Origin of the sequence: Rhodococcus cerastii, from assembly GCF_033042195.1 — a bacterium.
Lineage (GTDB): Bacteria > Actinomycetota > Actinomycetes > Mycobacteriales > Mycobacteriaceae > Rhodococcoides.
Genome location: NZ_JAWLKF010000009.1, coordinates 151,674 through 177,894, shown reverse-complemented (window position 1 = coordinate 177,894; position 26,221 = coordinate 151,674). Strand labels below are relative to the sequence as shown.

At 66.2% G+C, this 26,221-nt stretch carries 24 protein-coding genes and 1 tRNA gene; 9 read left to right on the top strand and 16 right to left on the bottom strand.

Annotated elements, in window-relative coordinates:
- The first annotated feature begins 20 nt into the window (after window positions 1–20).
- A complete protein-coding gene (locus R3P93_RS16975) occupies window positions 21–866 on the top strand; it encodes a patatin-like phospholipase family protein (RefSeq protein WP_269595660.1) in 846 nt (281 codons plus the stop codon).
- A 9-nt stretch (window positions 867–875) separates the two neighbouring features.
- On the opposite strand, the gene R3P93_RS16970 is transcribed toward R3P93_RS16975, so the two are convergent.
- Together R3P93_RS16970 and R3P93_RS16965 are read right to left on the bottom strand one after the other, a co-directional pair.
- A complete protein-coding gene (locus R3P93_RS16970; RefSeq protein ID WP_317533522.1) occupies window positions 876–1,784 on the bottom strand; it encodes an amidohydrolase family protein in 909 nt (302 codons plus the stop codon).
- A complete protein-coding gene (locus tag R3P93_RS16965) occupies window positions 1,771–2,457 on the bottom strand; it encodes a dienelactone hydrolase family protein (protein ID WP_317533521.1) in 687 nt (228 codons plus the stop codon). Before R3P93_RS16965 ends, R3P93_RS16970 begins: the two co-directional genes overlap by 14 nt.
- Window positions 2,458–2,596: 139 nt before the next feature.
- On the opposite strand from R3P93_RS16965, the gene R3P93_RS16960 reads away from it, so the two are divergent.
- A complete protein-coding gene (locus tag R3P93_RS16960) occupies window positions 2,597–3,574 on the top strand; it encodes an NADPH:quinone oxidoreductase family protein (protein WP_317533520.1) in 978 nt (325 codons plus the stop codon).
- Between the two features lie 20 nt (window positions 3,575–3,594).
- Here the strand turns inward: R3P93_RS16960 and R3P93_RS16955 are convergent, their stop codons facing one another.
- Window positions 3,595–4,935 carry an ABC1 kinase family protein gene (locus tag R3P93_RS16955; protein WP_317533519.1) on the bottom strand — a complete coding sequence of 447 codons (1,341 nt, stop codon included), beginning with the start codon at window positions 4,933–4,935 and terminating at the stop codon, window positions 3,595–3,597.
- Window positions 4,932–5,495 carry a TetR/AcrR family transcriptional regulator gene (locus R3P93_RS16950; RefSeq protein WP_188078731.1) on the bottom strand — a complete coding sequence of 188 codons (564 nt, stop codon included), beginning with the start codon at window positions 5,493–5,495 and terminating at the stop codon, window positions 4,932–4,934. The genes R3P93_RS16955 and R3P93_RS16950 overlap by 4 nt, the downstream gene beginning before the upstream one ends.
- 65 nt (window positions 5,496–5,560) lie before the next feature.
- Here R3P93_RS16950 and R3P93_RS16945 point away from each other — a divergent pair, with 65 nt between their 5' ends.
- Window positions 5,561–6,178, top strand: coding sequence for a DUF998 domain-containing protein (locus tag R3P93_RS16945; RefSeq protein WP_317533518.1), 618 nt, complete (start codon window positions 5,561–5,563; stop codon window positions 6,176–6,178).
- Here the strand turns inward: R3P93_RS16945 and R3P93_RS16940 are convergent.
- Window positions 6,161–6,940, bottom strand: coding sequence for an enoyl-CoA hydratase/isomerase family protein (locus R3P93_RS16940; protein ID WP_269595666.1), 780 nt, complete (start codon window positions 6,938–6,940; stop codon window positions 6,161–6,163). The two genes, R3P93_RS16945 and R3P93_RS16940, sit on opposite strands and share 18 nt — an antisense overlap.
- A 77-nt stretch (window positions 6,941–7,017) precedes the next feature.
- Here R3P93_RS16940 and R3P93_RS16935 point away from each other — a divergent pair.
- Window positions 7,018–7,091, top strand: a tRNA-Met gene (locus R3P93_RS16935).
- A gap of 55 nt (window positions 7,092–7,146) precedes the next feature.
- On the opposite strand, the gene R3P93_RS16930 is transcribed toward R3P93_RS16935, so the two are convergent.
- From R3P93_RS16930 to R3P93_RS16910, 5 genes are all read right to left on the bottom strand, one after another.
- Window positions 7,147–7,785 carry an LON peptidase substrate-binding domain-containing protein gene (locus tag R3P93_RS16930; protein ID WP_269595667.1) on the bottom strand — a complete coding sequence of 213 codons (639 nt, stop codon included), beginning with the start codon at window positions 7,783–7,785 and terminating at the stop codon, window positions 7,147–7,149.
- Window positions 7,782–8,696, bottom strand: a complete 915-nt coding sequence (locus R3P93_RS16925) for an alpha/beta fold hydrolase (protein WP_269595668.1) — start codon at window positions 8,694–8,696, stop codon at window positions 7,782–7,784. The genes R3P93_RS16930 and R3P93_RS16925 overlap by 4 nt, the downstream gene beginning before the upstream one ends.
- Window positions 8,697–8,794: 98 nt before the next feature.
- The gene (locus R3P93_RS16920) at window positions 8,795–11,350 is read right to left on the bottom strand and encodes an alpha/beta fold hydrolase (protein ID WP_317533517.1); all 2,556 of its coding nucleotides are present in this window, start codon (window positions 11,348–11,350) and stop codon (window positions 8,795–8,797) included.
- Window positions 11,351–11,533: 183 nt separating this feature from the next.
- Window positions 11,534–14,056, bottom strand: coding sequence for an ABC transporter permease (locus R3P93_RS16915; RefSeq protein WP_269595700.1), 2,523 nt, complete (start codon window positions 14,054–14,056; stop codon window positions 11,534–11,536).
- A 68-nt stretch (window positions 14,057–14,124) separates the two neighbouring features.
- Window positions 14,125–14,859 carry an ABC transporter ATP-binding protein gene (locus R3P93_RS16910; RefSeq protein ID WP_068048639.1) on the bottom strand — a complete coding sequence of 245 codons (735 nt, stop codon included), beginning with the start codon at window positions 14,857–14,859 and terminating at the stop codon, window positions 14,125–14,127.
- Window positions 14,860–14,934: 75 nt separating this feature from the next.
- Here R3P93_RS16910 and R3P93_RS16905 point away from each other — a divergent pair, with 75 nt between their 5' ends.
- Window positions 14,935–15,699, top strand: a complete 765-nt coding sequence (locus tag R3P93_RS16905) for a deoxyribonuclease IV (RefSeq protein ID WP_068048648.1) — start codon at window positions 14,935–14,937, stop codon at window positions 15,697–15,699.
- On the opposite strand, the gene R3P93_RS16900 is transcribed toward R3P93_RS16905, so the two are convergent.
- The 5 genes from R3P93_RS16900 to R3P93_RS16880 all read right to left on the bottom strand — a co-directional run bounded on the left by R3P93_RS16900 (window position 15,677) and on the right by R3P93_RS16880 (window position 20,251).
- Window positions 15,677–16,372 carry a condensation domain-containing protein gene (locus R3P93_RS16900; protein WP_269595670.1) on the bottom strand — a complete coding sequence of 232 codons (696 nt, stop codon included), beginning with the start codon at window positions 16,370–16,372 and terminating at the stop codon, window positions 15,677–15,679. The two genes, R3P93_RS16905 and R3P93_RS16900, sit on opposite strands and share 23 nt — an antisense overlap.
- A 107-nt stretch (window positions 16,373–16,479) precedes the next feature.
- Window positions 16,480–16,956 carry a DUF309 domain-containing protein gene (locus tag R3P93_RS16895; protein WP_317533516.1) on the bottom strand — a complete coding sequence of 159 codons (477 nt, stop codon included), beginning with the start codon at window positions 16,954–16,956 and terminating at the stop codon, window positions 16,480–16,482.
- A gap of 39 nt (window positions 16,957–16,995) precedes the next feature.
- Window positions 16,996–18,261, bottom strand: coding sequence for a multidrug effflux MFS transporter (locus tag R3P93_RS16890; protein ID WP_373454801.1), 1,266 nt, complete (start codon window positions 18,259–18,261; stop codon window positions 16,996–16,998).
- Window positions 18,262–18,321: 60 nt separating this feature from the next.
- The gene (locus R3P93_RS16885) at window positions 18,322–19,266 is read right to left on the bottom strand and encodes an aldo/keto reductase (protein ID WP_068048644.1); all 945 of its coding nucleotides are present in this window, start codon (window positions 19,264–19,266) and stop codon (window positions 18,322–18,324) included.
- 52 nt (window positions 19,267–19,318) lie between these two features.
- Entirely contained in the window at window positions 19,319–20,251 is a 933-nt protein-coding gene (locus R3P93_RS16880; protein ID WP_094669521.1) for a DNA-3-methyladenine glycosylase family protein, read from the bottom strand.
- 176 nt (window positions 20,252–20,427) lie between these two features.
- Here R3P93_RS16880 and R3P93_RS16875 point away from each other — a divergent pair, with 176 nt between their 5' ends.
- The 4 genes from R3P93_RS16875 to R3P93_RS16860 all read left to right on the top strand — a co-directional run bounded on the left by R3P93_RS16875 (window position 20,428) and on the right by R3P93_RS16860 (window position 24,920).
- Complete coding sequence (locus R3P93_RS16875; protein ID WP_068048649.1) at window positions 20,428–21,621, top strand: MFS transporter; 1,194 nt, start codon at window positions 20,428–20,430, stop codon at window positions 21,619–21,621.
- Window positions 21,622–21,741: 120 nt separating this feature from the next.
- Entirely contained in the window at window positions 21,742–22,284 is a 543-nt protein-coding gene (locus R3P93_RS16870; protein ID WP_300519338.1) for a ribonuclease H family protein, read from the top strand.
- Between the two features lie 174 nt (window positions 22,285–22,458).
- Window positions 22,459–23,868 (top strand): hemolysin family protein, encoded by a 1,410-nt coding sequence (locus R3P93_RS16865; protein ID WP_394855320.1) that lies wholly within the window; start codon window positions 22,459–22,461, stop codon window positions 23,866–23,868.
- Window positions 23,865–24,920, top strand: a complete 1,056-nt coding sequence (locus tag R3P93_RS16860) for a CNNM domain-containing protein (protein WP_068048651.1) — start codon at window positions 23,865–23,867, stop codon at window positions 24,918–24,920. Before R3P93_RS16865 ends, R3P93_RS16860 begins: the two co-directional genes overlap by 4 nt.
- Here R3P93_RS16860 and R3P93_RS16855 read toward each other — a convergent pair.
- The gene (locus tag R3P93_RS16855; protein ID WP_317533514.1) at window positions 24,888–25,775 is read right to left on the bottom strand and encodes a pirin family protein; all 888 of its coding nucleotides are present in this window, start codon (window positions 25,773–25,775) and stop codon (window positions 24,888–24,890) included. The genes R3P93_RS16860 and R3P93_RS16855 overlap by 33 nt on opposite strands.
- Window positions 25,776–26,221: the final 446 nt, after the last annotated feature.

The following is a 26,221-nucleotide window of genomic DNA, read 5'->3' as shown; positions in this document are numbered from 1 at the left end:
TTCGAAGAAGGGGTACGACCATGACCAGGCGAGCACTCGTATTGGGCGGCGGCGGAGTCGCAGGTATTGCGTGGCAGACGGGTGTCCTACTGGGATTGGCAGAAGCCGGAGCCGACGTCAGCGACGCCGAGATGTTGTTGGGGACCTCGGCCGGGTCCTCGGTCGCAGCCCAGATCTCGAGCGGAGCCGCCTTGACCGAGCTGTTCGCGCGGCAGGCAGACGAAGCGAAGCAGGACCACGAACCGCATGCCGACTCGACCATCGACGAGCTGGTCTCCATGTTGGCTCGGGCTGCCCAGAACTCCGACGGCAGTGCCATCGACACGCGCAGGCGTATCGGCACCGAGGCGCTGTCGGCCTCGACGATCAGCGAGCGTGAGCGCAGGGCCATCATCGAACGACGGTTACCGTCGCACTCCTGGCCGAACCGCGATTTGCGTATCGTCACGGTCGACGCGGTGAGCGGTCGGCATCGGGTTCTCGATCGTGGCTCGGGCGTTCAGTTGGTCGATGCGGTGGCCGCGAGCTGCGCCATCCCGGGAATGTGGCCGCCGGTGACGATCGGTGATCATCGTTACGTCGACGGTGGTATCCGCGCCAGCGAAAATGCGGATCTGGCAGTCGGTTTCGAGAAGGTACTGGTGTTCAGGGTCGGAGCACTCGACCTGGAGCACGATCCGTTCGACATCGAACGTGAGCGGCTGATCAAGGGTGGCTCGAAGGTGGAAGTGATTGCCCCCGATGCAGATTCGGCGGCCGCGATCGGCCCCGATGCCACCGACATCGCGGTCCGATCGGCTGCGGCCGTCGCCGGACGAGCGCAGGGCAATGCCATCGCCGAGCGTATTGCCGAGTTCTGGGTCTAGAGAACCTCTCTAGCCGAACAGTGCGGCTCCGTTGCCCCAGCACACTGCACGAACCCAGTCGTCTCCCAGGTCCAGTCGGCGCACCGCCTGCAGGGCGTGCAGATACGGGTAAGGGATGTTCGGATAGTCGCTGCCGAACAGAATGCGATCCTGCAGGTCGACCAGCCGGGGCAGTTCGTGTTTCGGAAACGGTGCGCTCGCCTCGGAGAAGTCGGTGAACGACATCGTGGTGTCGAGTCGCACGTTCCGGTAGCGATCGGCCAGATCGAGGAAGTCGCCGTACTCCGGCATGCCCATGTGCGCGATGATCAACGGGAGCTCGGGAAACCGTTGCAGCAGTGCCGCAATCGGGTCCGGGCCGGTATGGGTGCCGGGTGCCGGACCGGATCCGCAGTGGATCACCACGGGTGCCTGCGCGTCCGAGAGTGCGCCCCAGACACCGTCGAGCAGCGGATCGTTCGGCGAATAGTTCCCGACCTGGATGTGCGACTTGAAGATTCGGGCACCGCTCGTCAGCGCCTGCTCGACGTACTCGGTGGCACCGTCCTCGGGGTAGAAGGTGGCGGTGTGCAGGCAGTCGGGGGTGCGCGCCGCGAAATCTGCTGCCCAGGAATTGAGCCAGGCTGCCATCGCCGGCTTGTGCGGGTAGATCATCGACGTGAAGTGCCGGACTCCGAACCCCCGAATGACCTCGAGCCGTTGCTCTTCGGCGAACCGGTAGGAGATGGGCCAGACGCTGCCGGTCAGCGGCCCGGCGCTGTCGAAGTAACTCCACACCTTGTCCATCACGTTCTTCGGCATGAAGTGCGTGTGGACGTCGAACAGTCCGGGCAGCGACAGTTCGGTCCAGAAAGCGACGATGTGTTCGGTCTCGTCTGCGAGTGCGGCGTCGGAGCGGGGTGGCTCAGTGTGCGACATGGGCGTCGAACCACTCGAGCGTCTTGCCCCAGGCGTCGGCGGCGGCGTCGGCGTCGAACACGGCGGGGCGGTCATCGCAGTGGAACCCGTGCTTGCCGTGCTCGTAGCGCGTGATCTCCGTGTCGACCGGCACCGTCGCGGTGATCTCGCGCAGCGTCTCGACTTCCTGGACGGGGATGCCCTCGTCCAGATCCCCGAAGAATCCGTGCCAGGGCGTCTGCAGTGCGTCGCCCACCGACGCCATTGCGGGGTAACCGAAGCGGCCCTTGGCGATTCCGCCGCCGTAGAACGTCGCTGCCGCACCGAGTTGCCGTCGAACAGCGGTGTGGAACGCGACGGTGCCGCCCATGCAGAAGCCGACGATCGCGATGGACGAGGGCTCGAATCCGAGCTCGGCGAGCGCACTCGCCGCCGCGTCGACGTCGGAGTCGACCTCGTCCGCCTGCAGCCGCCCGATTGCCGCCATCGCGGAATCCATGTCCGAGTACGACAACACGGTCACACCCTCCTGCCGGTGGAACAGGTGCGGTGCGACCGCGACCCAACCGGCGGAGGCGAGGCGGTTGCAGACGTCGACGATGTGATCGGTGACGCCGAAGGCTTCCTGGATGACGATGACGCCGCCGCGGGCATCCCCGTCGGGACGGACGACGGTGAGGGGAGTGGTGTTCATCCTTCGATTGGAGCACACCACCAGGAGTGGAGCCTGTCGGAACGACCCAGCAGGCAGGAGTGGATGCCGGTAGCGACGGCAAGTTCTGCAGTTTTGTACGGTGGCGTGCAGGGAACGATCCCGACCGAGAGGACAACTCATGCGCGCGGTACAGATCTCCAGCCTCGACGGACCCGACTCGGTGAGTGTGGTGGACATCGACGAGCCTGCTGCGCGCGACGGGTCGGTGGTCATCGAGGTCCATGCCGCCGGCGTCGCCTTTCCCGATGCGTTGCTCACTCGCGGGCTCTACCAGTACAAGCCCGAGTTGCCGTTCGTCCCCGGCAGCGAGATCGCCGGAATCGTTCGGTCGGCACCGCCGGAGTCCGGCTTCTCCGCAGGTGACCGAGTAGCGGCCCTGACGGGACTGAGCGACGGTATGGCCGAGGTCGCCGTCGTATCCCCGGACACGGTGTTCGCGCTGCCGGAGTCGGTGTCGCTCTCCGCAGGCGCTGGGTTGTTGTTCAACGATCTGACGGTGCACTTCGCGCTCCGGGAACGTGGCCGGTTGGCACCGGGCGAGACGGTTCTGGTGCACGGTGCAGCAGGTGGTATCGGAACCTCCGCGCTGCGAATGGCTCCGGTACTCGGCGCATCTCGGGTGATCGCTGTGGTGAGCTCGGAGGCCAAGGCCGACATCGCACGATCCGCCGGAGCCACCGACGTCGTTCTCGTCGACGGCTGGAAGGACGCGGTGAAGGAACTGACCGGCGGCCGTGGCGTCGACGTCGTCGTCGATCCGGTGGGTGGTGACCGGTTCACCGACAGCATTCGCTCGCTCGCACCCTCGGGCCGAATCCTGGTGCTGGGCTTCACCGGTGGTGAGATCCCGACGGTCAAGGTCAATCGACTGCTGCTCAACAACGTCGACGTCGTCGGCGTCGGTTGGGGTGCGTGGTGGATGACGCGGCCGGGCTACCTCGCCACCCAGTGGGCCGAGATCGAACCGCTCCTCGCCGACGGTTCTCTCGGTGCGCCGGAGCCGTCGGTGTTCCCGGCCGCAGACGCTGCCTCGGCCATCGCGTCACTGGAAAACCGTACTGCGGCAGGCAAAGTGGTGCTGGACTTCACCCACTGATGCTGGGTCGAGCTGCCGGGTCACTCCGGCAGTTCGACGCCTCGCGCCTCGGCCAGTGCCGCGATCTCGGCGGGAAAGACGTTCTTGAACACGAACGGGTCGGTACCCAGGGCCCAGTTCGGTGCCAGTTCGATGGCGTATCTCTCGAAGTAGCCGAGTTGCTTGGCCACCAGGATCAATTCCTCCGGGCTCGACGTCTTGTACTGCTTGCCCATGTTCACCAGCGCTCGAATGAAGTCGGCCAGGCTGAAGTGCGCGAGCGTTGCCGAGAGCATCGGAGCGAACACCGACTGCAGGATCGCCCCTACCTCGATGTCCGAACCCATCTGCGGGGCAACGATTCCCAGCCGCTTGACGGTACCGGCCAGTCGGGTGAAGTCGCCGTCGATCACGGTGGCGTGAAACAGATCCAGCAGCAGTGCGCGCCACTGCTCGTCCACCTCGCCCATGACTCCGAAGTCGAGGAACGCCACCCTGCCGTCGTCGAGCACCCACACGTTGCCTGCATGCACGTCGCCGTGGAAGAGACCGTGCAGCACAAGGGCTTCCATCCAGACCTTGGCGGCGCGGCGGACGATGAGCTCGGACTGCTCTCCTGGCTCGTAGCGGTCGAGTGGGGAGCCGTGCATGCGCTCCATGCAGATGACGCGCCCGCCGCAGTAGTCCAGGAACACCTCGGGCGCGGTGACGTGGGCGTTGTCGCCGAAGGTGCCGATGGCCGCGCGAAAGCTGTCCTGACGCTTCGCTTCCACGGCGCTGTCGAGTTCGGCGAAGGTGGCGGCGTGCAGGTCGACGATGATCGCCGACGCGTTGGCCGTGGCGAAGAACGGAATGAACTTCTCGAGTCCGCGGGCGATGAGGTACGCGATACGCAGGTCGATCTTCATGCGGTGGTAGATCCCTCGCCGCTGTACCTTCATGACCACTTCACGGCCGTCGTCACGGCGGACGCACAGATGCACCTGAGCGACCGAGGCGGACGAGAGCGGCACGTCGTCGAACGAGGAGAACAGGTCGTCGATTCCGCGACCCAGATCGGCCTCGATCACCGCGCGCGCCTGTGACCCGGGAAACGGTGGCACTTCGTCGAGGCAGCGCAGGCAGGTGTCGGCGAGGACCTTGGGAAACAGCCCGGGCGAGGATCCCATCAGCTGCCCGACCTTGACGAAGGTGGGGCCGAGAACGAAGAAGGCGTCGACGACGGCCTCCGAGGCGTGCAGCGGCCACCCGCGCCGTGGCGCGCGCACCCAGCGGCCGATCGCGACGACTTGGAAGTACGCCAATACCGTGCCGATGACGATGAGTCGCAGCAGTTCTCGTATTCCGAACGTTTTCAGCTGGGGTGCGGGCGTGGGATTCATACGTGCACCCCCACCGGCACGCGCGCCGCCGAGGCTTCCAGGCGCGCCAACAGTCGATCGAACCGCGTCGCATCGTCCGAGGCGCGTGAGAGCACCAGTGCGCCCTGAATTCCGGCCACGATCTCCTCGGCCAGTTCGGCTGCCGATTCGCCGTGTCCCAGGCGGCTCAGTACCGGGGTGAGCGCGTCGATCCAGTGGGTGAAATGGGCTGCGACGCGGCCCGAGAACACCGCACGTTCGAGACCGAGTGTGAATGCGCCGAACAGGCACACCAGACGATTGGACCGGAAGTATCGCGCGGTCTGCTCGAACATCTCGTGCGTCGTCGACGCGGCATCGGTGCCGTGTCGCAACGGCTCGAACACGTTGTGGTGGAACCACTGCTCCACGTCGTCGAGGACGGCCTCGGCCATCTCCTGCTTTCCACGCGGAAAGTAGTGGTAGAGACTGCCTTTCCCCAGGCCGGTCTGTTTGCTGATGACCGCGAGGGAGGAACCGTCGAACCCATGGTCGCGGAACACCCCTGCGAGTATCGGCACCACGTCGTGGCGATCGCTCATGAGCCGGTACTGTACCAATCGGTACACGCCAGGTGTATCGGGGCTCCGGGAGTGGACGTGCAGCTGTGAAGAGAACCACCGTCCTGGCCGCCGGGGCCTTCCTCGTCGGTGGGGTGACCTATCTGGCCGCCGAAGCCGTCGCCGCACTCGGTTGGACGGACCGACCGTACAGCTACGCCCGCAACAACATCAGCGATCTCGGAATCCCCGACATCTCGCCGCTGCACGCGGTGATGAACACCGGTTTCGTCGTCGACGGCACCTTGTTCGTCCTGGCGGGGCTGGGCTTGTCGGTGCTCTTCGAGGGCCGGGCGCGGTGGATCGTGGCCGGCACCTCCGTTGTGCACGGTGTCGGCAGCATCGTCGTCGGGCTCGCCCACGCCTCGGTGGACGGGGCATCGACGCCCCACGCGGTGGGTGCAGGCATGGCGATCGTCGGCGGCAATGTGGTGTTGCTGGCGGCAGGACGGTACGGCGGCCGCGTCGGCGCGCCGCGCTGGTACACCGTGGGCAGTGCGACTGCCGGAGTGGCCGGTCTGGTGGGGCTGATCCTGTTTCTCGCCGACACCGGAGTCCTCGGCGGCGGAACCTTCGAGCGCATCTCGGTTTACACCATCATCGGATGGGAGATCGTCACCGGCGCAACGACTCTGGTCAAGCGTCGCCTATCCGAACTCGGGTGACTCCTTGGCGAGAAAGGCGCGTACGCCCTCTCTGCCGTCCGCCGACTCGAACGCCTCCTCGAACACCGGCAATGCCCGTTGCGCCGGTAGGCCAGGGGACTCGCCGAACGTGAGAGCGAGGGCACGCTTGTTCGCTCGAACAGCAGAACGGGACTTGTGCGCCAGCGTCTGCGCCAAGCCCAGTGCCACTGACAACGACTGCCCGCGTGGAGCGACCCGATTGATCAGACCCCACTCCAGTGCAGTCTCGGCCGAGATCGGCTCGCCGAGCAACACCAGTTCGGCGGCACGCGCCTGACCCACCCGTCGCAGCGCGCGCATCGATCCGCCGCTGCTGGGGATCACACCGAGGTCGATTTCCGGGAGTCCGAGTCGAGCCCCCGCGTCGGCGACGACGAGGTCGCAGCACAGCGCCAGCTCGAGGCCGCCGCCCAACGCGAATCCGTCTATTGCCGCGACCGTCGGCAGCGGCAGATCGTCGAGCATCTCGAGGGTCGCGTTCTCGAGAATGCTCTTGCGGGCGAGCACGTCACCGCGGTCCTGCATCTCGGGCATCTCGGAAATGTCCGAGCCGGCGCTGAACACCCGGTCGCCGGTGAGAACGACCGCCCGAATCGCGGCGTCGTCGGCCAACTCGAGAAGGACGGCGCGCAGTCGCCGCGTCGCCGGACGGGTCAGCGCGTTGACCGGCGGGTTGCTCAGCGTGATCTGCGCGACGGCGGCGTGCGGAAAGGTCAGGACTGGAGACGGCGCGTTGGGCATACCTGAACGGTAGAGCGTGTGGCTGACCTGGCGATTGGGAGACTGCCGAGATGGCATGTAGCGTGGTGAACACCCGACGCGGGGTGGAGCAGCTCGGTAGCTCGCTGGGCTCATAACCCAGAGGTCGCAGGTTCAAATCCTGTCCCCGCTACTACACAAGTCAGGCCCGACATCGATGATGTCGGGCCTGACTTGTTTCGTCGGTATCAGGGTTGCAGTCTGAACTGCACGACCGCGGTGACGTTCTCGATGGCGTCGTCGAGTGCGGTCTTGCGCGCTCTGGCGTTCGGTGCAGACAGGATGTCGAGTCGATCGGACTGACCCATCGGAATCAGTGCCGCCAGCGACCAGATCTTCTCGGCGGCCGAGATCGGCAGGCCCAGGAAATCCGGAACACCGGGCGTGGAAACGACTTCCGACGATTCGAGTCGACCGATCAGCTCGTAGAGATCCTCGACCCGCGCCCAAGTGGCGTCGAACTCGGTGTCGGCGATCACCGTATCGGTCTCTTCGTCCGGCCATGCTCGAACGTCGGCCAGTGGGTACGGATCGTCCGGCAGCCAGGCGTCGATCCTGATCCGTTCCCCGCCGACGCATTCGAGTAGATAGCGGCCGTCGCCGATGGACTCGTGACCGATGATGTGTGCGGTCGTGGCCACGTCGTGCCGGACGTCGCCGCCACCGGCCTCGTGCCCACGCGCGATGAGGACCACGCCGAAGCTCGGATCGTCCTGCTTCAGGCAGTCGTGGACCAGAGCTCGGTAGCGCGGCTCGAAGATGTGCAGTGGTAGGCGTTCACCGGGGAGCAGCACGCTGCCGAGCGGGAACATCGGGGTCACGCTCACGGGTGCTGCAACGGAACAGCCGCCGGGGTGATGGCCGCAGGCGCGCTCTTGTCGGACTCGTTGGCACCGAGGAACTCGTCGAGCAAGCGGAAGAAGAAGTCCGGCTCGTCGAGCTGGGGAAAATGGCCGGCGTCGGGAAAGATCTCGACGCGACTGTTGGGAACTTCACGTCGAATGTTGTCGGCGTGCTTGGCGGGAATCATCCGGTCCTTGCCGCCCCAGACGAGCAGCGACGGAATGGACTCGAACTTCTCGAAGTGTTGCTTCGCGCTCACGGTCTGCCCGCGCGGGCCCACCACGGCTCGCGTCGACGCCAGAAAGGCCCCGCGGGTGGAGCGGTCTGCGACCGACCGGAACGACCGCCAGGTCTCGGCCATGCTGGGACCTGGCTTGACCGGCAGGCCCCATTTGCCCAATTGCGCCATCGCGCCCTCTGCGTTCTTGCGGAACCAGTCCGATGCGAGCAGCGGCAGAACCAGTTCACTGCCGGGCAGCGTCGCAGCCTTGAGGAGCAGGCTGACCTCGGGTCCGAGGCCGCCGCTGCTGACCAGCGCCAGGCGATCGACGCGCTCGGGAAAGAGGTACGTCAGCTGCATGACGATGCCGCCGCCGAGCGAGTGACCGACCATCGGGGCGGAGTCGATATTCAGGTGATCCATGAGATCGCGAATGGTGGCCGAGTGCGAACTCAGCGAGTAGTCGCCGGACGGCTTGTCGGAGTCTCCGTGCCCGAACAGGTCCGGAGCGATGACCCGATACTTCTGGGACAGACGCTCGAGCTGCGGACCCCAGGACTGATGCGATCCGAGCAGTCCGTGCACCAGAATCACGGGTGGGCCGTCGCCCATGTCCACGTATCGCAGGACGTCCTTGTGTAGTTCTACCGACTGCAATTCGTACGATGAACTCATGGTCGACCTCCTCGTCGTGTGATCCCGGATCGGCGCGTGGCTCGGTGAGCCGTTGGCACAAACGTACAAGCTGAGCCCACACAACGACAGACCGTCGATCAGCGCGCGACGCCCGCTTCGTCGAAGGTGTTCGCGATCGTCTCGGCCAAGTGCTCGGCCATCGGTTCACGCAACATGTCGACGTGATCTCCGGAGATGTCGACGAAGGTCAGCTCACCACGGCCGACCGTCTGCCACGACCGGAGATCTTTCACGTTCTCCGCTGTGCGAACCACGGTCATCGAACCCGACCACGGTGTCGGCACATGCTTGTTCAACGCCGCGTACCCGATACTTGCGAAGACCAACCACTCCATCGTCGTCGGGTACCGCAGCAATCCGGCGCACTGCATACGCAACCAGAGGGCCGCGGTGCCGATCCGGCCGAGGTGGAAGCCCGCCTCTTCACGCGTCTGAGCCGGCGGGGCAGCCGGAACCTCGGTGCCGCCGGGCAACCTGTCCAGCAGGTGCCGAAACAGCCGCGTGTCGAGGAGCAGCAGGTGGGGAGACCCCAGGCCGGAGTCTCGGATCTCCTCCGCCATCGCGATGGCTATCCAGCCGCCGAGCGAATGGCCGACCAGGTGGAACGGGCCGTCCGGCTGGACCGTGCGAACGGCGTCGACGTAGCGTTTCGCAGTTCGCCGGATGGTCCGGTCCGGTCGTCCGCGCTTGCCGCGGCCATGCGCCTGCAGGGCGTACACCGGCCGGTCGGCGTCGATGTGCTTGACGAGATTCAGAAATGCCATCGCACCGACACCTGCACCGCCGATCAGGAAGATCGGTGCCTTGCTTCCCTCTGTGCGCAGCGGCACGAGCACATCGTGTTCGCCAGCAGTGCGTCGACGCGCCGTTGCCGCGTCTTCGAGGCGGGCGTCGACTGTCACGGCCAACTCTCGAACAGTGGTCGCCGCGAACACGTCCTCCGGTGTCAGATCGATCTTCAGGTTCTCGCGGAGTTGGGCCAGCATGGCCGTGGTGGTCAGCGAGTTTCCGCCCAGCGCCAGGAAATCCTCGTCTCGTCCGATGGTGTCCAGCCCGATCGCGGTGCGCGCAGCCTCGGCCACGATGTACTCGGTCGGGCCGACCGCGGTGCGCTCGACGCGTCGATCGGCCGGCTCGGGCAGTGCGCCGCGGTCGAGCTTGCCGCGTTCGTTGCGCGGCATCGCGTCGAGCGCGACGATGTGGGTGGGCACCATCCACTCCGGCAGCGTCCGGCGCAGCGACGCTCTGATCTCGCCCACGGAGGGTCGACGACCGGAACGCGCCGAGCACACGTAGGCGACCAGGTCGGTATCGGTGCCGGAAGTCCTGCCGATCACCGCTGCGTCGCCGATCTCCGGCATGGCGCGCAGTGCTGCCTCGACCTCGGCCGGCTCCACCAGGTATCCGCGCACCTTGACGGCGTCGTCGATGCGGCCGGCCAGGTGCAGCGTCCCGTGTTCGTCGAGTCGTCCCAGATCGCCGGTGCGGTACCGGAACAGACCGTCGCCGAGCGCGGCGAATCGCTGGGAATCCCGACCGGCACCGCCGAGGTAGCCGTCGGCCAAACAGTTCGACGTCACCCGTATCTCGCCGATCACGTCCGGTGCACACGACGAACCGTCGGAGGTGACGACTTCGACCAGCTTGCCTGCGATGGGTCTGCCCGCAGGGAGAAAGCCCGACGGCAGCGCTCGTTCGAGCGGGTATTCGCTGTAGGCGACGGCCCCGGCCTCGGTGGTCGCGTACCAGTTGACCACCGTGGCGCGGCTGTCGAATCGCCGCCGAAAACCGTCGGCATCGTCGGCGTGCAGGGATTCCCCGTATGTGATGACCACCCGCAGCGTGGGTACGGCCCGACCGGTGGGTCCGTGATCGGCGGCGGAGACTGCGCGCAGCAGCGACGACGAGCAGTGCAGCGTGGTCAGGGAATGCGCGGCTGTCCACTCGACGGTGCTGCTGGGGACACCTGCCCTCGGGTCGCGGCAGTGCACGGCGGCACCGCTGAGCAACCCCGCGAACAACGTGTTCAAGCCGGCCCCGAAGCTGACCGGAAGCGAGTTTCCGACGCGGTCGTGTGGGCCCAGCGCCAACGCGTTGGCGACTTCGTATGCCTTGGTCAGACACATGCGGTGGCTGAGGATCACGCCCTTGGCGGTGCCGGTGGATCCCGAGGTGTAGTTGATCACCGCGGTGTGGTCGCCCAACAGCGTCGGCAGCGGCACACACGAGTCCATGGCGGCGGCGACGGTGGTGGAGTCGATCGCCGTCGCACCTGCTTGGTCGATGATCGTGGCGCGGCGCTCGGCGGGAAGCATGGGGTCGAGCGGCACCAGGGGATGGCCTGCAGCGACGACGGCCAGCATCAGCACGATCGAGTCCGTCGTCGCGTCGGTGTCCACGGCGAGCGGCCGAGAATCGGCAGGAAAGAGCGTGGCGATCTTACGAGCCAGAGAGTAGGCGCGATGGAGGAGCTCGTCGAAGGTCAGGGACGAGCCGTCGACGTCGAGTGCGACGGCGTCGGGCAGCGCGTGAGCCACCTCGCGGTAGCGGGCCATCAGGGTGTCGCGGCGTTCCGGCCGGCACAGTGGGGCCAGTGAAAGACGGGTCGGCGCATCGATGTCCTGAATCGACATGATTCTCCTTGCACGAGCCCGACCCGTGATGTCGGAGTCGGTTTGAAACCTACAAACCGGCTCGAAGACTTTTTTACCGACTCAAAGGTAAACGTGCAGAACCTTTTCGCGCAAGCGGAAAACCGGACATTCCACAACAATCGGGTGACGTTGCGGAATGCCCGGTCTGTTTCGGGCTCGGCCCTACAGGTCCGCGATGGCCTCCAACGGCTTCGTACGCGCGGCTCGCACAGCAGGCCACAGTGCCGCCAACACACCGACAACGGCCGATCCGAGCAGCATGGCCACCACCTGGCCCCACGGCACGGTCATGGTGCCCAGGCCCTCGTCGCGCAGGGTCTGCACGAATCCCCACCCGAACGCGATTCCGAGGACCACGCCCACGATCGCGCCGAACAGCGCGATGAGCAGCGACTCGAGATAGATGATGCGACGGACCTGCGGCCGCTGCATGCCTATCGCGCGCAGCATGCCGATCTCCCGACGCCGCTCCACCACCGACAAGGCCAGCGTGTTGACGATGCCGAGCACAGCGATGACGACGGCCAATGCCAGCAAGCCGTACAACACCGCGAGCAGCGTGTCGATCTGCTGTCCCTGGCTGCCCTTGAACTCCTCCACGTCTTGAACCTGGACGACGACGAACGGTTTGGTCGCGGCTTCGAGGTCGGTGCGCAGTGTGTCGAGGTCGCTGCCGGGTGCGGCCTTGACGAGAACCAGAAGGTCCGAGCGGGTGATCGACGGCGTCACCTCCTGGTAGATGTCGCCCGAGACGATCCAGTTCCCGATCAGAGGATTGTCGGTGAAGACCCCGGTGACCGTCACCGGGACGGACGCACCGTCGACGGTGTCGAAGGTGACCTCGGTTCCGACGGTCCAGCCGCGGCTCGCCGCTTCGGTTTCCGACACCGAGAACCCGTTGCTGTTCAGATCTGCCGTGCCCTGGACCATCGACAGCTCGAGCAGTCCCTCGGGGGAGCCGTCGATCGCGGCGCCGAACTCCTCCTGGCCTGCGATCGTCACGAACACCGGGTGCAGCACCGCAGTACGGTCCACGCCGGTCACCTGCTGTGCGGCCGTGGTGGCACCGGTCGGAACGCCGATCGACTGCGGGCCGGAGAGGATGTAGTCCGCCTCGACCCCGGTGTCGACGAGTGAGTCGACGCTGGCCTTGGCGGTGGATCCGAGCACGCCGATGACGGTGACGAGCATGAGTCCGAGCATGAGGGCGAAGGCGGTGGCCGCGGTGCGTCTGGGGTTGCGAACCGAATTGGTCCTGGCCAGGCGTCCGATCGCTCCGAACGGACGGGTGATGACGGCCCCGAGTGCGCCGACGACCGGCCGTGACAGCGACGGCGCGGCCAGTGCGGTGGCGACGATCAGCGCGACGGCTCCCGCGCCGACCGTGGCAGCGGCCGCCCCGCCGGTCGACTGCGCGCCGATGATCAACGCGGCCGCGCCCGCGATTCCGAGGCCGACGCCCACGAACGTTCGGGTACGCAGGGTGTCACCCGCAGAGGCGAATTCCTCGCGCATCGCGGCGACCGGTGGAATCTTGGCTGCCCGCCGGGCCGGCGCGTACGCGCTCAGCACGGTGACGACGATGCCGACGGCGAACGCGACGACAACGGTGCGCGGCTCGAGTGCCAACGGTCCCGACGGCAGACCCAGATCGAAGGCGTTGAGCAGTGCCCGTAGCCCGTAGGCCAGCCCTACCCCGCCGACGAAGCCGAGGATGCTGCCGATGATGCCGACAACGAGAGCTTCGAGAACGACCGAGCGGCTGACCTGCCCGCGGCTGGCTCCGACGGCGCGCAGCAGTGCCAATTCGCGGACGCGCTGAGCGACGATCATCGAGAACGTGTTGTAGATGATGAAGGTGCCGACCAGCAGGGCGATCCCACCGAAGGCCAGCAGGAAGTAGTTGATGAACGACAGTGCCGACTCGACCTCGGCCTGAGTCTCGGCCTGTACGTCCGCGGCGGTCTGGACCTTCAGGTCGGGGAACGCCGCGGCGATCTCGTCGCGGAGATCGCTCTGAGTCAGCCCTTGCGCGGCGAGATCGGTGCCTGCGACGTCGATGTACTGCACGTGGGCACCGTCGGTGAACAGCTCGTTCGCCTGGCTCTGCACGAACTGGATTCCGATGTAGCCACCGGATTCTGTTGCTGTCGAATAGATTCCGGTGATCGTGATGTCGGTGATGCCCTTGGACGGCACGAGTACCTGGGTGGCGTCGCCCACCTCGAGTCCGGCGCGCTCGGCACCACCGGCGTTGATCGCGACCTGGCCGGGGGCTGTGGGAGCCGAACCGTCGACGAAGGTGGTCGGATCACCGAGTCGTTGGTCGTCGGGGAGATACGACTCGCCGATGGTCGGTGCGCCACCGGACTGTACGGCGGCGCCGTCGGACCCCAGCAGTACCAACTGTCCGCCGACGTACGGCGATACGGCGCGCACGTTCGGCAACGCCGAGATCGCCGCGATGTCCTCGTTCGGCACGCCGGACGAGCGTGCGTCCTCGGGGCTCACTCGAACATCCGCGCCCTGCGCGGTATCGGCGAACAGTGAGGAGAAAGTGCGCTGAAGGGTGTCGGTGAACACGAACGAGCCCGCGACGAATGCCGTGCCGAGCACGACCGACAGTACCGTCAGGGCCAGTCGGACTTTGTGTGCGGCAAGGTTTCTCAGTGACACCTTGCGCATGGGATTGCCCGACGGCTTGTGTCGAGGAGGTTTGTCGGAGACGGATTTCTTGGAGATGGAGTGCGCCATTATCGGACCGTCTCGAGCTTCTTCATCCGCTCGAGTACGGCGTCGGCGGTGGGCGAGTTCAGCTGATCGATAACTGCGCCGTCGGCGAGGAACACGACGCGGTCGGCGTAACTGGCCGCGCGTGGATCGTGCGTGACGATGACGACGGTCTGATCGAATTCGTCTGCGGCAGTGCGCAGAATCGACAGCACCTCGCCGGACGAGCGGGAGTCCAGGTTACCGGTGGGCTCGTCGCCGAACACGATGTCGGGTCGGCCTGCCAGAGCGCGGGCGCACGCCACTCGCTGCTGCTGTCCGCCCGAGAGTTCGCTGGGGCGGTGATCGAGGCGGTCGCGCAGGCCGAGTCGGTCGACCACGGTGTCGAGCCATTCTTTGTCCGGCGTGCGACCGGCGATGTCGAGGGGCAGGGTGATGTTCTCCAGTGCGGTGAGCGTCGGCACCAGGTTGAAGGCCTGGAACACGAATCCGATTCGGTCCCTTCGCAATCCGGTCATCTCCTTGTCGGAGAGCGCCGTCAGCTCGGTGTCGCCGATGGTCACCGTTCCCGAGGATGCGTTGTCCAAGCCGGCCAGGCAGTGCATGAGCGTGGACTTGCCCGAACCCGAGGGGCCCATGATGGCGGTGAATTCTCCGCGAGCGAATTCGACGCTCACCCCGGACAGTGCGTGGACCTGGGTGTCCCCTGATCCGTAGACCTTCGATACGTCGACCGCACGTGCGGCAATGTCGCTCATGGGTGCCAGTGTTCCAGCGTTCCGCGCCCGTCGCTATCAGGGGAGACCCTGAACACCACCCCTATGATGGGCGTCATGCGCATCGGAGCCCACGTCCGCGACAGCAGCGACCCTCTCGGAACGGCCGAGGCGCTCGGCGTCGACCTCGTTCAGATGTTCCTCACCGATCCGCAGAAGTGGAACAAGCTCGAACCACACCCGCAGGGCGAGGCGTTGCTGAACGGCTCGGTCGACGTGGTGGTGCACTCGTCCTACGTCCTCAATGTGGCGAGCTTGAACAATCGGATCCGCATTCCGTCGCGCAAGGCCGTCGTCGAGCAGGCTGCTGCTGCGGCCGAAATCGGGGCCATCGGGCTGGTCGTCCACGGCGGCCACGTCCGTGAGGGTGAGGACACCGCCAAGGGAATCGACAACTGGCGCAAGCTGTTCGAGCGCCAAGCGGAGCAGGGCGGCTTCGGGGTACCGATCTTCGTCGAGAACACCGCGGGCGGAGACTCCGCGATGGCACGCCACTTCGACGACATCGCCCGCCTGTGGGATGCCATCGGCGAGTTCGGTGCCGGCTTCTGCCTGGACACCTGCCATGCCTGGGCCGGCGGAGAGGATCTCGTCGACGTCGTCGACCGAATCAAGGCCATCACCGGACGCATCGATCTGGTGCACCTGAACAACTCACGCGACGAGTTCGACTCGGCCAGGGACCGGCACGCCAATCTCGGCACCGGAACGATCGACGCGGAGATCCTGACCGCAGTCGCCCTGGCGGCCGACGCGCCGGTGATCCTGGAGACCCCGCCCGAAGGTATCGAAGACGACGTCAGGCTGCTGAAGAGCCTGTAGTGCTGAGGGCGAGGTCGTTCACGGCCGACGCCCACAGCCGGATCAGTTCGTCGATGCCCGGCAGATTCGCAGCCCAGGTGATGCGCGCGAGTGCGGTACCCGCACTCGTCACGGTGATCCCGATGTCGATGGCGTGCTCTCGGCTGGGCTCTGCCAGTGCATCCTCGTGCACGATGATCTGTGCTCCCGCGCGTGAGGCCAGCGCGGGATAGTTGCGAGCCAGCGCGTAGTCGCAGCCGCCGTTCGGCACCGAGCCCAGTCGCCTCGAGACCTCGTCGACGAGGTGCTCGCGGTGCGAAGGGACGACGAGAGCGTCGACGGGAAGCGTGGGCAGCCGGACCGGGTGAACTGCGCCAGTGCTCTCGAGGTCGAGGTCCACCAGCACGCCGGCCGAGGAGCCGCGACGGTTGTTTCTCTGCCACGTGGACACGGCCGAGCCCAGAGCGGCGAGCAGCAGAATGCTGCGGCGGTGTCGGCCGTCGGGCAGAGTGAACGTCATCGACGTCTGCTCGAGGACTGCGGTGTGTTCGGTGAGCAACGGACGCTCCGCCGGAGTCAGGACGGCCACCCAGTACGGAACCTGTTCGGCTACCTCGGTGCAGAGAGTGCGTCCGAGCTGAGCCGGACTGATCGTCTCGCGGTGCACGAGTCTGAGCGGTGCGAACACGGTCACGGCGACGAACCCCACTTTCGGTTCAGATTGTCCTAGCCTTACCTAACCCTCGCCAGGCTAGCTCGAGCCGTGATCGGACGTCCAGGACGCCCCCTGTCGGGATCGGTTCAGTCGGTGGCGCGCAGCGCCGGAATGCCGGGAGCGACCGGCAACCTTCCGGTCTCGAGCTCGCCGAGCAGACCCTCCGACCAGGTCAGCAGCCCGGTGACGTCGAGGTGATGCGGTGGGTTGCACTCGAAGCCGACGAGCCGTTCGTGTCCCTGCCGAAGCAGCGAGGCGGCGCCGACGCGATTGCCGCGCATCAGATGGGTCAACCCGACGGCGAGTTGGGCGAGGCCCTGCCACAACGGACGCTCGTCGGACGGGCAGCTCTTCCAGGTGCCTTCCAGTACCTCGTGCGCATGGAACGGCATGTTCGCGTCCAGGAATTTCTGCGCTTCGACGAGAGCGGCGGTGGGCGGAAGCCGAAGGTCGTCCGGCACCCGTGGGGTTCCGTTTCCACCGCGGGCCATGGGACGCCCAAGACCGTCACGAGGCCTGGCATTGAGGGGTTTACCGTGCGCATCACGTTCGCGTTCGGCCATGGCGGAAACCCTAGTGTGTGGTGGCCCGCACCACCGTGCTCATCGGTGGGAAGACGAGCGCGCGGTGATGACGCCCAGCGCGATCAGCGCTGCAGCAGAGGTGGCGACCATCGTGGTGGCCACGGCGATCGCGTCGTTTCCGAGCACGCCGACGATCGGCGCGACGATGGCACCGAGTCCGAACTGAGCTGCTCCGAGGAGGGCAGCGGCACCGCCTGCGGCCTCACCGTGCCTGGACAGAGCGAGCGCGGGCGCGTTGGGCATCACGAATCCGACGGCCCCGAGCACGAACCACAGTGGGACGACGAAGCCGGCCATGCCGCCGACCCCGGTGATCGCGAGGACCGTCATGACGGCACCCGCGAACACGGCGAAGGACAGCGCTGTCAGCACGATTTGCACCGGTGCGAAGCGTCCGAGCAGAAGGACGTTGAGCTGGGAAGCGCCGATGAGGGAGATGGCACCGGCGGCGAAGACGATGGCGAACTGCTGCTCGTCGAGGCCGAACTCCTCCTGCAGGACGAACGACGACCCGGCGATGTAGGCGAACAGCGAGGCCATCGCCAGTGCGGCGACGAGGACGAGAACGACGAACTGGGCGTCCCGCAGCAGTGAACGGTAGGTGCGCAGTACCGGCATGACGCCGCTGGCGCGGCGACGCTCGGGTGGCAGCGTCTCGTGGAGCGAGACGATGGCAAGAGTCATCAGAGCAACACCCATGATCGCCAGCGCCGCGAACACGAGACGCCATGATCCGACCAGCAGCACGGCACCGCCCAGCGACGGAGCCAGCACGGGAGCGACGCCCATGACCAGCATCAGGCGGGACAGGACGGTCGCGGCGGCACGGCCACTGAACAGGTCGCGCACGATGGCCATCGCGACCACGGCTGCGGCCGCAGCACCCAGACCCTGTACGACGCGAAGGCCGCCGAGAACAGCGATGTTGGGAGCCACGATGCACGCCACGGAGGCCAGGATGTGCACTCCGGTGCCGACGATGAGGGGCAGCCGTCGACCGACGATATCCGACAGCGGGCCGATGATCAGCTGACCGAGGGCAAGACCGACCAGGGTGCCTGCGAGGGTGAGCTGCACGGCGGACGAGGACGTGTTCAGGTCGTCGGCGATCGCCGGAAGAGCCGGCAGATACATGTCGATGGTCAAGGGGCCGAGCGCGATGAGCGCGCCGAGCACCAGGATCACCCGCAGGCGTTCCTTGGAGGTCGGCTCGGGGGACGTCTTCGTTGCCGATGCTTCGGCTACGGCTGTCTCGGTTGCTGACGTGTTCGGTGCTTGGGCCACCCGAGGTTCAGCAACCGGGGTACTCGTTCTGTTCCCGTTGCTGACTACAACTTTCGTGTTCTAGGCCACGGCGTCGGACAGTACGGTCAGCTTCTCGACTTCCTGGCTGGTCAGAGCCAACGCCGGCGCGTCGAGCAGGGCCGGTAGCTGAGATACCTTGCTTGCACTCGCGATCGGGGCGGTGACTCCCGGTCGGGCCAGCAGCCAGGCCAGCGCGACGCTCGAGATCTCTGCCGAACGGGATTCGGCGATCTCGCGCAGGCCCTGCACCACATCCAGACCGGCATCGGAGAAGTACCCGGTGGTCAGACGTTCGCGCTGCTTCCCGGCCAGGTCCTCGCGGGTGCGGTACTTGCCCGTCAGGAACCCGGCGGCGAGGGAGAAGTACGGGAACACACCGAGGTCGTTCTCGACGGCCAGATGCTGCAGTTCACCCTCGTAATCGCGGCGGGCCACCAGGTTGTAGTGCGGCTGCAGTGCGATCGGTGGCGCGAAACCGTTCTCGTTCGTCAGTTCCAGCCACTCGCGAACGCGTGCAGGCGAGTAGTTCGAGATGGCGACGTGCCGGACCTTGCCCGCTTCGACCAACCCGTCGAACGCGGCTAGGGACTCCACGAGCGGGGTCTTCTCGTCGTCGTAGTGCGCGTAGTAGACGTCGATGTGGTCGGTCTGCAGCCGGCTCAGCGACGCGTCGGCGGCGGCCCGGATGTTGTCCGGGGCCAGTCCGCGGAACTCGGGATGCTGGCTGACCTTGGTGGCGATGACGACGTCGTCCCGGTTTCCGCGGGCTCTGGTCCAGTTGCCGATGATGGTTTCGGATTCGCCGCCGGAGTTGCCGTCGGCGAATGCCGAGTACGAGTCTGCGGTGTCGACGAAGTTGCCTCCGCCCGCGGTGAACGCATCGAGAATCTCGAAGGACGCAGCCTCGTCGCTGGTCCAGCCGAAGGTGTTCCCGCCGAGGGCGAGCGGAAAGATGTCGAGATCGGAACGGCCGATGGCAACCACGAAAAAACCCCTTACGTTGGCGTACAACTCGACTGTACGAGCAGTCCGGGGCTCAATGCCAGGTGTGGTCCACCAGAGCGGTTCGCGGACCGAACTTGGGCTTGGTGGCCTTGCCGCTCAGGTACAGCAGCCGAATCGCGCGATGCCGATGCGGGGCCAGAGGCTGCAGATACTCGACCATCTCCGCATCGTCGATCGATCTACCCAGCAGAGACCAGCCCACCACCGACGCCAGGTGGTAGTCGCCCACCGACAATGCGTCGGGATCCCCGAGGGCGCGTTGCGCGGTCTCGGCCGCCGTCCAGACACCGACGCCCGGGATTGCCCGCAGCCTGCGCGCAGCGTCCTCGGGCGTCATTCCCGACGCCTCCTCCAGGCGTCCGGCCGCGCAGGCAGCGCGGACGATGGTCTTGGACCGGGCCGGATCGACGTTGGCTCGGTGGTAGTCCCACGACGGAATGCGGCGCCACACGTCGGGTGTCGGGAAGACGAACATCGGCTTCGGCGTCGGACCCGGTGCTTTCTCGCCGAACTTGCTCACCAGGTACCGCCACGATCCGAATGCCGAAATTCCGTGTACGCGTTGTTCGATGATCGCCGGAATCAGGGCCTCGAGTACCAGTCCGGTACGGCCCAGGCGCAGGTGCGGTAGCTGCCGATGGGCTTCCCGGAGAATCGGGTGCTCCGGTGCGAAAGTGCCGGCGTCGTCGTCCAACCCCAGCAGAGCGGGCGCCGCGTCCAACAGCTCGGGTGCGCCGGGGCCCCAGGCTCGAACCTGCGCGCTCGTCGGCGACACCTGCGTCAGGCGGTAGGTCACCGGGCCCGAGCTCATTCGCGACGTGCGCCAGATGCCGCCGTCCGGCGTCGACTCGTAGGTGGGGTCGCCGCGGCCACGGCGCAGCGGCGACACCGACATCCGGACGTCGATGCGTTGCTCGGACGTGACCACGCGGGCCAGCCCGTCGGTACCGGCGTCGTCGGGCATCGGTTCGTCACCTCCGAACGGTCGTGGCCATGCGGACCGAGAAGGTCCCCTTCAGGGCGTCGGTCGGCACTGTTGCAACACCGACGGCAAGATACATAGTGCCTCTCGGAGCGCAGGAGTACCGCACGGACTCTCTCGCCGCCTCTGGCCAGGTCTACAGCGTCAGGAGGATTCTCGTGGCTCGATCGAGTGCCGCATCGTTCGTCGGAGTCGCCTACGCGTTCGTCGTGGCGATGATGGGTACGACCATGCCGACGCCGCTCTACGCGTTGTACGAGGTCGAGTTCGGGTTCTCCGTATTCGTCGTCACGCTGGTGTTCGCGGCGTACGCGGTCGGTGTACTCGCTGCCCTGCTGGCCTTCGGGCGGTGGTCGGATTCGCTCGGTCGTCGTCCGATGCTGTTGGCGGCCATCGGTTTCGGCCTGATCAGTGCCGTGGTGTTCGTGACTGCGGGTTCGCTCACGGCGCTGGTGATCGGGCGGGTGCTGTCCGGACTGTCGGCGGGAATCTTCGTCGGAACAGCGACGGTGACCCTGATCGAACTGGTGCCGGACAAGTGGCGGGATCGTGCCCCGGCCATCGCCACGGCGGCCAATATCGGCGGCCTCGGCCTGGGCCCGCTGGTGGCCGGGTTGCTGGCCGAATACCTTCCGCAACCGCTACGCCTGACCTTCTTCGTCGACATCGGCCTGCTCGCGGTGGCCGCTCTGGCGGTGTTTCTCGCTCCCGAAACCGTTCGGGTCGCAGCGGGTGCGCGCCCGCAGATGCAACGACTGTCGGTTCCGGCGGACGTTCGTGGCACTTTTCTGCGCGCGTCGATCGGTGGTTTCGCCGGCTTCGCGGTGCTCGGCCTGTTCACCGCGGTATCACCGGGATTCATCGCGGGGGTGCTGCAGATCGACAACCATGCCGTCACCGGCGTCGTGGTGTTCGCGGTCTTCGCGGCATCCGCTTCCGCGCAGATCCTGCTGGGCCGGGCCGATCCGACGTCGGCGCAGCGCTGGGGTTGCTTCGTTCTGACGGTCGGGCTGGTGGTCCTGGCGCTGTCGCTGCTCCTGACGTCGCTGCCGGTCCTGGTGATCGCGGCGCTGCTGTGCGGCGTCGGGCAGGGTGTGACGTTCAGCAACGGTATGGCGGCCATCGCCGCTGGGCTTCCGCCGGAACGTCGAGCAGAAGTGACCTCGACGTTCTTCGTGGTGCTGTACGTCGCCATCTCGTTGCCGGTCATCGGGGCCGGGGCTGCGGCGAACGAATGGGGATTGGTGACTGCGGGACTGGTGTTCTCCGCGCTCGTCGCAGCGCTCGCGGCGGTGGCGTTCGTGCTGCTCACCCTCGACGGCAGGAAGGCCAGGGAGTCCCACTACGCCTGACCCGGTTGGCAGTGCGCCGGAATCGAATTCGCACTGCCGCGCAGTCGAGTGCCAAGTACCTCGGTGTTCGTGCGCGAGTCACCCGGAGTTTGTCGGTGCCCCGAAGTAGGGTCTGAGACCGTGATCATCGTGAGTACGGACGGCTCGTGTCTGCGTAACCCCGGCGGAGCAATCGGGTGGGCGTGGGTCAACCACACGGGGCCGAGCAACTCCGGCGGTGAGCCCTCGGGCACCAACCAGGTCGCCGAGCTCAGGGCCCTGCTCGAGGCGGTTCTGGCGCACCCGGGCCCCGAGCCGCTGTTGATCGAATCCGACTCGCAGTACGCCATCAAGTGCGCATCGGAATGGCTCGCGGGCTGGAAGCGCAAGGGCTGGAAAACAGCGGGCGGCACCCCGGTGCGCAACCTGGAGCTGGTGCAGAGCATCGAGCGAGCCATCACCGAACGTGAGGGTCCGGTCCGGTTCCGGTGGGTCCGCGGACACGTCGGCAATCACTTCAACGAAGCGGCCGACGCCTTGGCAGGTGAAGCCGCGCGCGCCGTGGCCGCCGCCGGCACGCCGGCACCGGTAGCGACAACACCGGCTCCGGTAGCTGCTGCTCCTTCCGCTCCGGCACCGGTGACACGGCCCACGTCCGACGACGCGGTCCCGACGCTGTTCTGATCGGGCATCCGGCCCGGACGTGAGAATTGGACAACGGCAGCCGGTAGAATCTGGACATTCCACTCGAATCGGATTCTCTGAAACCGGAGGCGTCGAGCTCACTGTGCACTCCATAGATTTCTTTCGGCCACCCGTGGCCGCTGCTCCGGCCGCTCGTTCTCGCGTGATCGCATGGTGATCACCGCGCTGCTTTCCTTGCTCCTCGGCTTCGTGCTCACCGCCGCGATCATCGCGGCCAACGGATACTTCGTGGCCCAGGAGTTCGCTTACATGTCCGTCGACCGGGCGACGCTGCGTACCGGTGCCGAGAAGGGCGACGCGTCGGCCGAGCGGGCACTGAAGGTCACCAAGCGCACGTCGTTCATGCTGTCGGGCGCGCAGCTGGGCATCACCGTCACCGGTCTGATGGTCGGATACGTGGCCGAGCCGTTCATCGGAGAATCGCTGGGCGAGCTGCTCAGCAGTGCCGGAGTGCCCATCGCGGTGGGTATTTCCATCGGCACGGTGGGCGCTCTCGTGCTCGCCACCGTCGTGCAGATGATCTTCGGCGAGCTGTATCCGAAGAATCTCGCCATCGCCAGTCCCGATCCGCTGTCCCGACGCCTTGCCCGCTCGACGCTCATCTACCTGGCCGCCTTCGGTTGGCTGATCACCTTCTTCGACAAGTCCTCCAACGCGATGTTGCGTCTGCTGCGAGTCGAGCCGGTGCACGACGTGGACAGCAGCGCCACCGCGAAGGATCTCGAGAGCATCATCGAGGATTCCCGCGCGAGCGGGGATCTGACCGAGGACCTGTCGTTGCTGCTCGATCGCATCCTGGACTTTCCCGAGCGCGATGTCGCACACGCGATGATTCCCCGTACTCGGGTGGATGCGGTCACGCCCACCACTGCCATCGGTGAGATGCGGGCGCGGATGGTGCGTGCGCACACCCGGTACCCGGTGATCGGCGACCGTGAGGAGCCGATCGGTGTGGTGCAGCTGGCCGAGGTGATGGCCGCTGCGCCCGACGACACACGGCCGGTCACCGAGATCATGCGGGCACCGCTGATCGTGCCGGAGCTCATGCCACTAGAGGATGCCCTGGAGTTGTTGTCCAGCACCAAGAACGAGTTGGCATGCGTCATCGACGAGTACGGCGGATTCGCCGGGGTGCTCACCATCGAGGATCTCGCCGAGGAATTGGTCGGCGAGATCACCGATGAGCACGACGACGACGAGGACATCGCCGGCGTGCACGATCAGGAAGACGGAGTGTGGCTCATGGACGGCGACGTCCACGTCGACGAGGTCGAACGCACCATCGGTCGCGACATGCTGTTGCCGCGAGGGGACTACGAGACGCTCGCAGGCCTGCTCATCGCGGAGGGCGGGAATCTGCCCGAGGTCGGAGACACCGTTCGTATCGATCTCGCGGTGTTCGGAGCCGATCTGATGGAAGACGAACCGCCGCGTCCGTCCCTGGAAGTCGAGGTGCTCGAGGTGGACCGGCACGTGCCGAGTGAGCTGAGAATCAGACTGCACGAGAACTCGCCGGACGGCAGCGAGCCGTCGTCGGAGTCGGACGAGGACACGGACCGATGAACGCGTGGGTCGTCGTTGCGGTGACGGTACTGCTCATCGCGCTGAGTGCGTTCTTCGTCGTCATCGAGTTCGCGCTGCTCGGTGCCCGTAGGCATCGACTGGAGGAGAAGGCAGGCACGAGCCGATCGGTGCGGGCCGCGCTGCGCGGAATGAACGAGTTGACGATCATGCTGGCAGGCGCGCAGCTCGGCATCACTGCCTGCACCTTCGCCCTCGGTGCCGTCACCAAGCCTGCCGTCGATTCCTGGCTGGGCCCGGTGTTCACCTCGTGGGGGGTTCCGGGATGGTTGGCCGGAACCGCCGCGTTCGCACTGTCGCTGTTGCTCGTGACGTTCCTGCATCTGGTGATCGGCGAGATGGCCCCGAAATCCTGGGCCATCGCGCACCCCGAACTCGCTGCCACCATCATCGGGTTGCCCTCTCGGGCGTTCATCCGACCCTTTCGGCTGTTCCTGGTGTGGGTCAACAAGATCGCCAACACGCTCGTCCAACGGTCGGGAGTGGAGCCGGTCGAGAATGCTGCGGTCGGCGGCCGCGACGCCGAGACCATCCGCAACCTCGTCGAGTACTCGTCGCAGGTCGGCGTATTGGAACCGGAACTGCAAACCCAGATCACCCGGGTGATCGAACTCGAGACGCTGACCGTCGAGAAGATCACGGTGCCCGACTCCAAGGCGACGTCGGTTCCGCACGGTGCCACGGTGTCCGACGTGCAGGCCGCGGCGCTGCGGTCCGGTCACCTGCGGGTACTGCTCACCGACAGCGCAGGCGCGACGCCCGGTGTCGTGCACGTGCGTGACACGCTGCTGGCAGCCGCCGAAGAACCCGCCGCCGACTACGCACGGGAGGCCTACTCGGTCGACGGAGCGACACCGGTGTACGAGTTGTTACGGCAGATGCGCAACCGCAGCGTTCAGCTCGCGGTTGTCGAGACCGAGGGACAGTTCCTCGGTATCGTCACGCTCACCGACGTCATCAAACGGGTACTGCCCACGGCTCGTGCTGCACAGCAGGACAATTCAGCCGCGCGGTTGCATCCGACTGTTGGGTAGCGCAGGTGCGTGCAGTCGAGATCCCGGATACCCCTCGACGGTGCCGAACTGCTCGCTGCCCCGCTCGTAGGCGGCTCGATACTCGACGACGTCCTCGTGGCTGCGACCGACGAAGTTCCACCACATGACGATCTGCTCCCCGAACGGCGGTCCACCGAGCAGCAGCATCCGCATCGGCTCTCGGTTCGGATTGTGCAGATCGAGCGTCGAATCGCCCGGTTCGCGATAGCCGAGTTCGGCTGCGGCGAGGACGGTCTCGTCCATCGTCACGGTGCCCTGATCGACGATGACGCCGTGCTCGAACGTCGGGTCGACGTCGAGGGTGACGCGGGCCCCGGCGTCGAGCACGATCTCGACTCCGAGGAGTGGGGTGAACGTGGCCACCGGCGAGGTCTCTCCGAGCAGTGAGCCGAGAAATACTCGCGCGGTCAGCCCCTGGCTCGTGTGAGTCCGCGGCACGTAGTGCTCGAAAGTCGGTGCGGTGAAGCGGGAGCGAGCCGGAAGTGCCACCCACAGTTGCATGCCGTGCAGAATTTCGGTCTCCGGGGTGGATGTCTCGGAGTGACTGATGCCGTAGCCGGCCGTCATCAGATTGAGCTCTCCGGGACGCACCATGGCATGCGATCCGACGCTGTCGCGATGCTCGATCTCTCCGGAGAACAGCCAGCTGACGGTCTGGAGTCCGGTGTGCGGATGCGGCGGTACGTCCATCGACGACGTGTCGGGGCCGTAGTGGTCGGCGAAGCACCACGCGCCGATCAGTGAACGCTGTCGCTGGGGGAGCGTGCGCCGGACCTTCAGTGCGCGAGGACCGCCGAGGGGAACCTCGCGTGGGGTGAGAATCTCGATGGTCATTCGATGCCTGCCTGTGTTCTCGGAGCTCGCTGCTTCACGCGTTCACTCGTACAACCGGATGTGGACACGGGCTGTTCCGGACATGCTCGATCCGTCGCTACACGCGATTTTCGACGACGGTGCGAACCTCGGAACCCAGGTCGGATCGATGGGCATCGAGGGTCCCGGTGATGTCGTCGCCGTTGAAATCGTAGTGCTTCGCTGCTGTGAAAGGCATGGTCACAGGCTATTCCTCGGGTCGACGAAAAACTTCGAAAGAATTTCTCATCCGGAACCCATCCACCTTGCGAGGTGCTGCGAATGCCCAATGAGACACCCGCTACTGCTGTCGCCCCCGACCGCCGTCAGTAGTGGGTGTCTCCCTTTTTTTGTGGAGCGCAGGTGTCCACATCGGTTGGGCAGGTGACCGTGGAGCGCTGCGCAGGCTGGGCGAGACCGGATCAGGA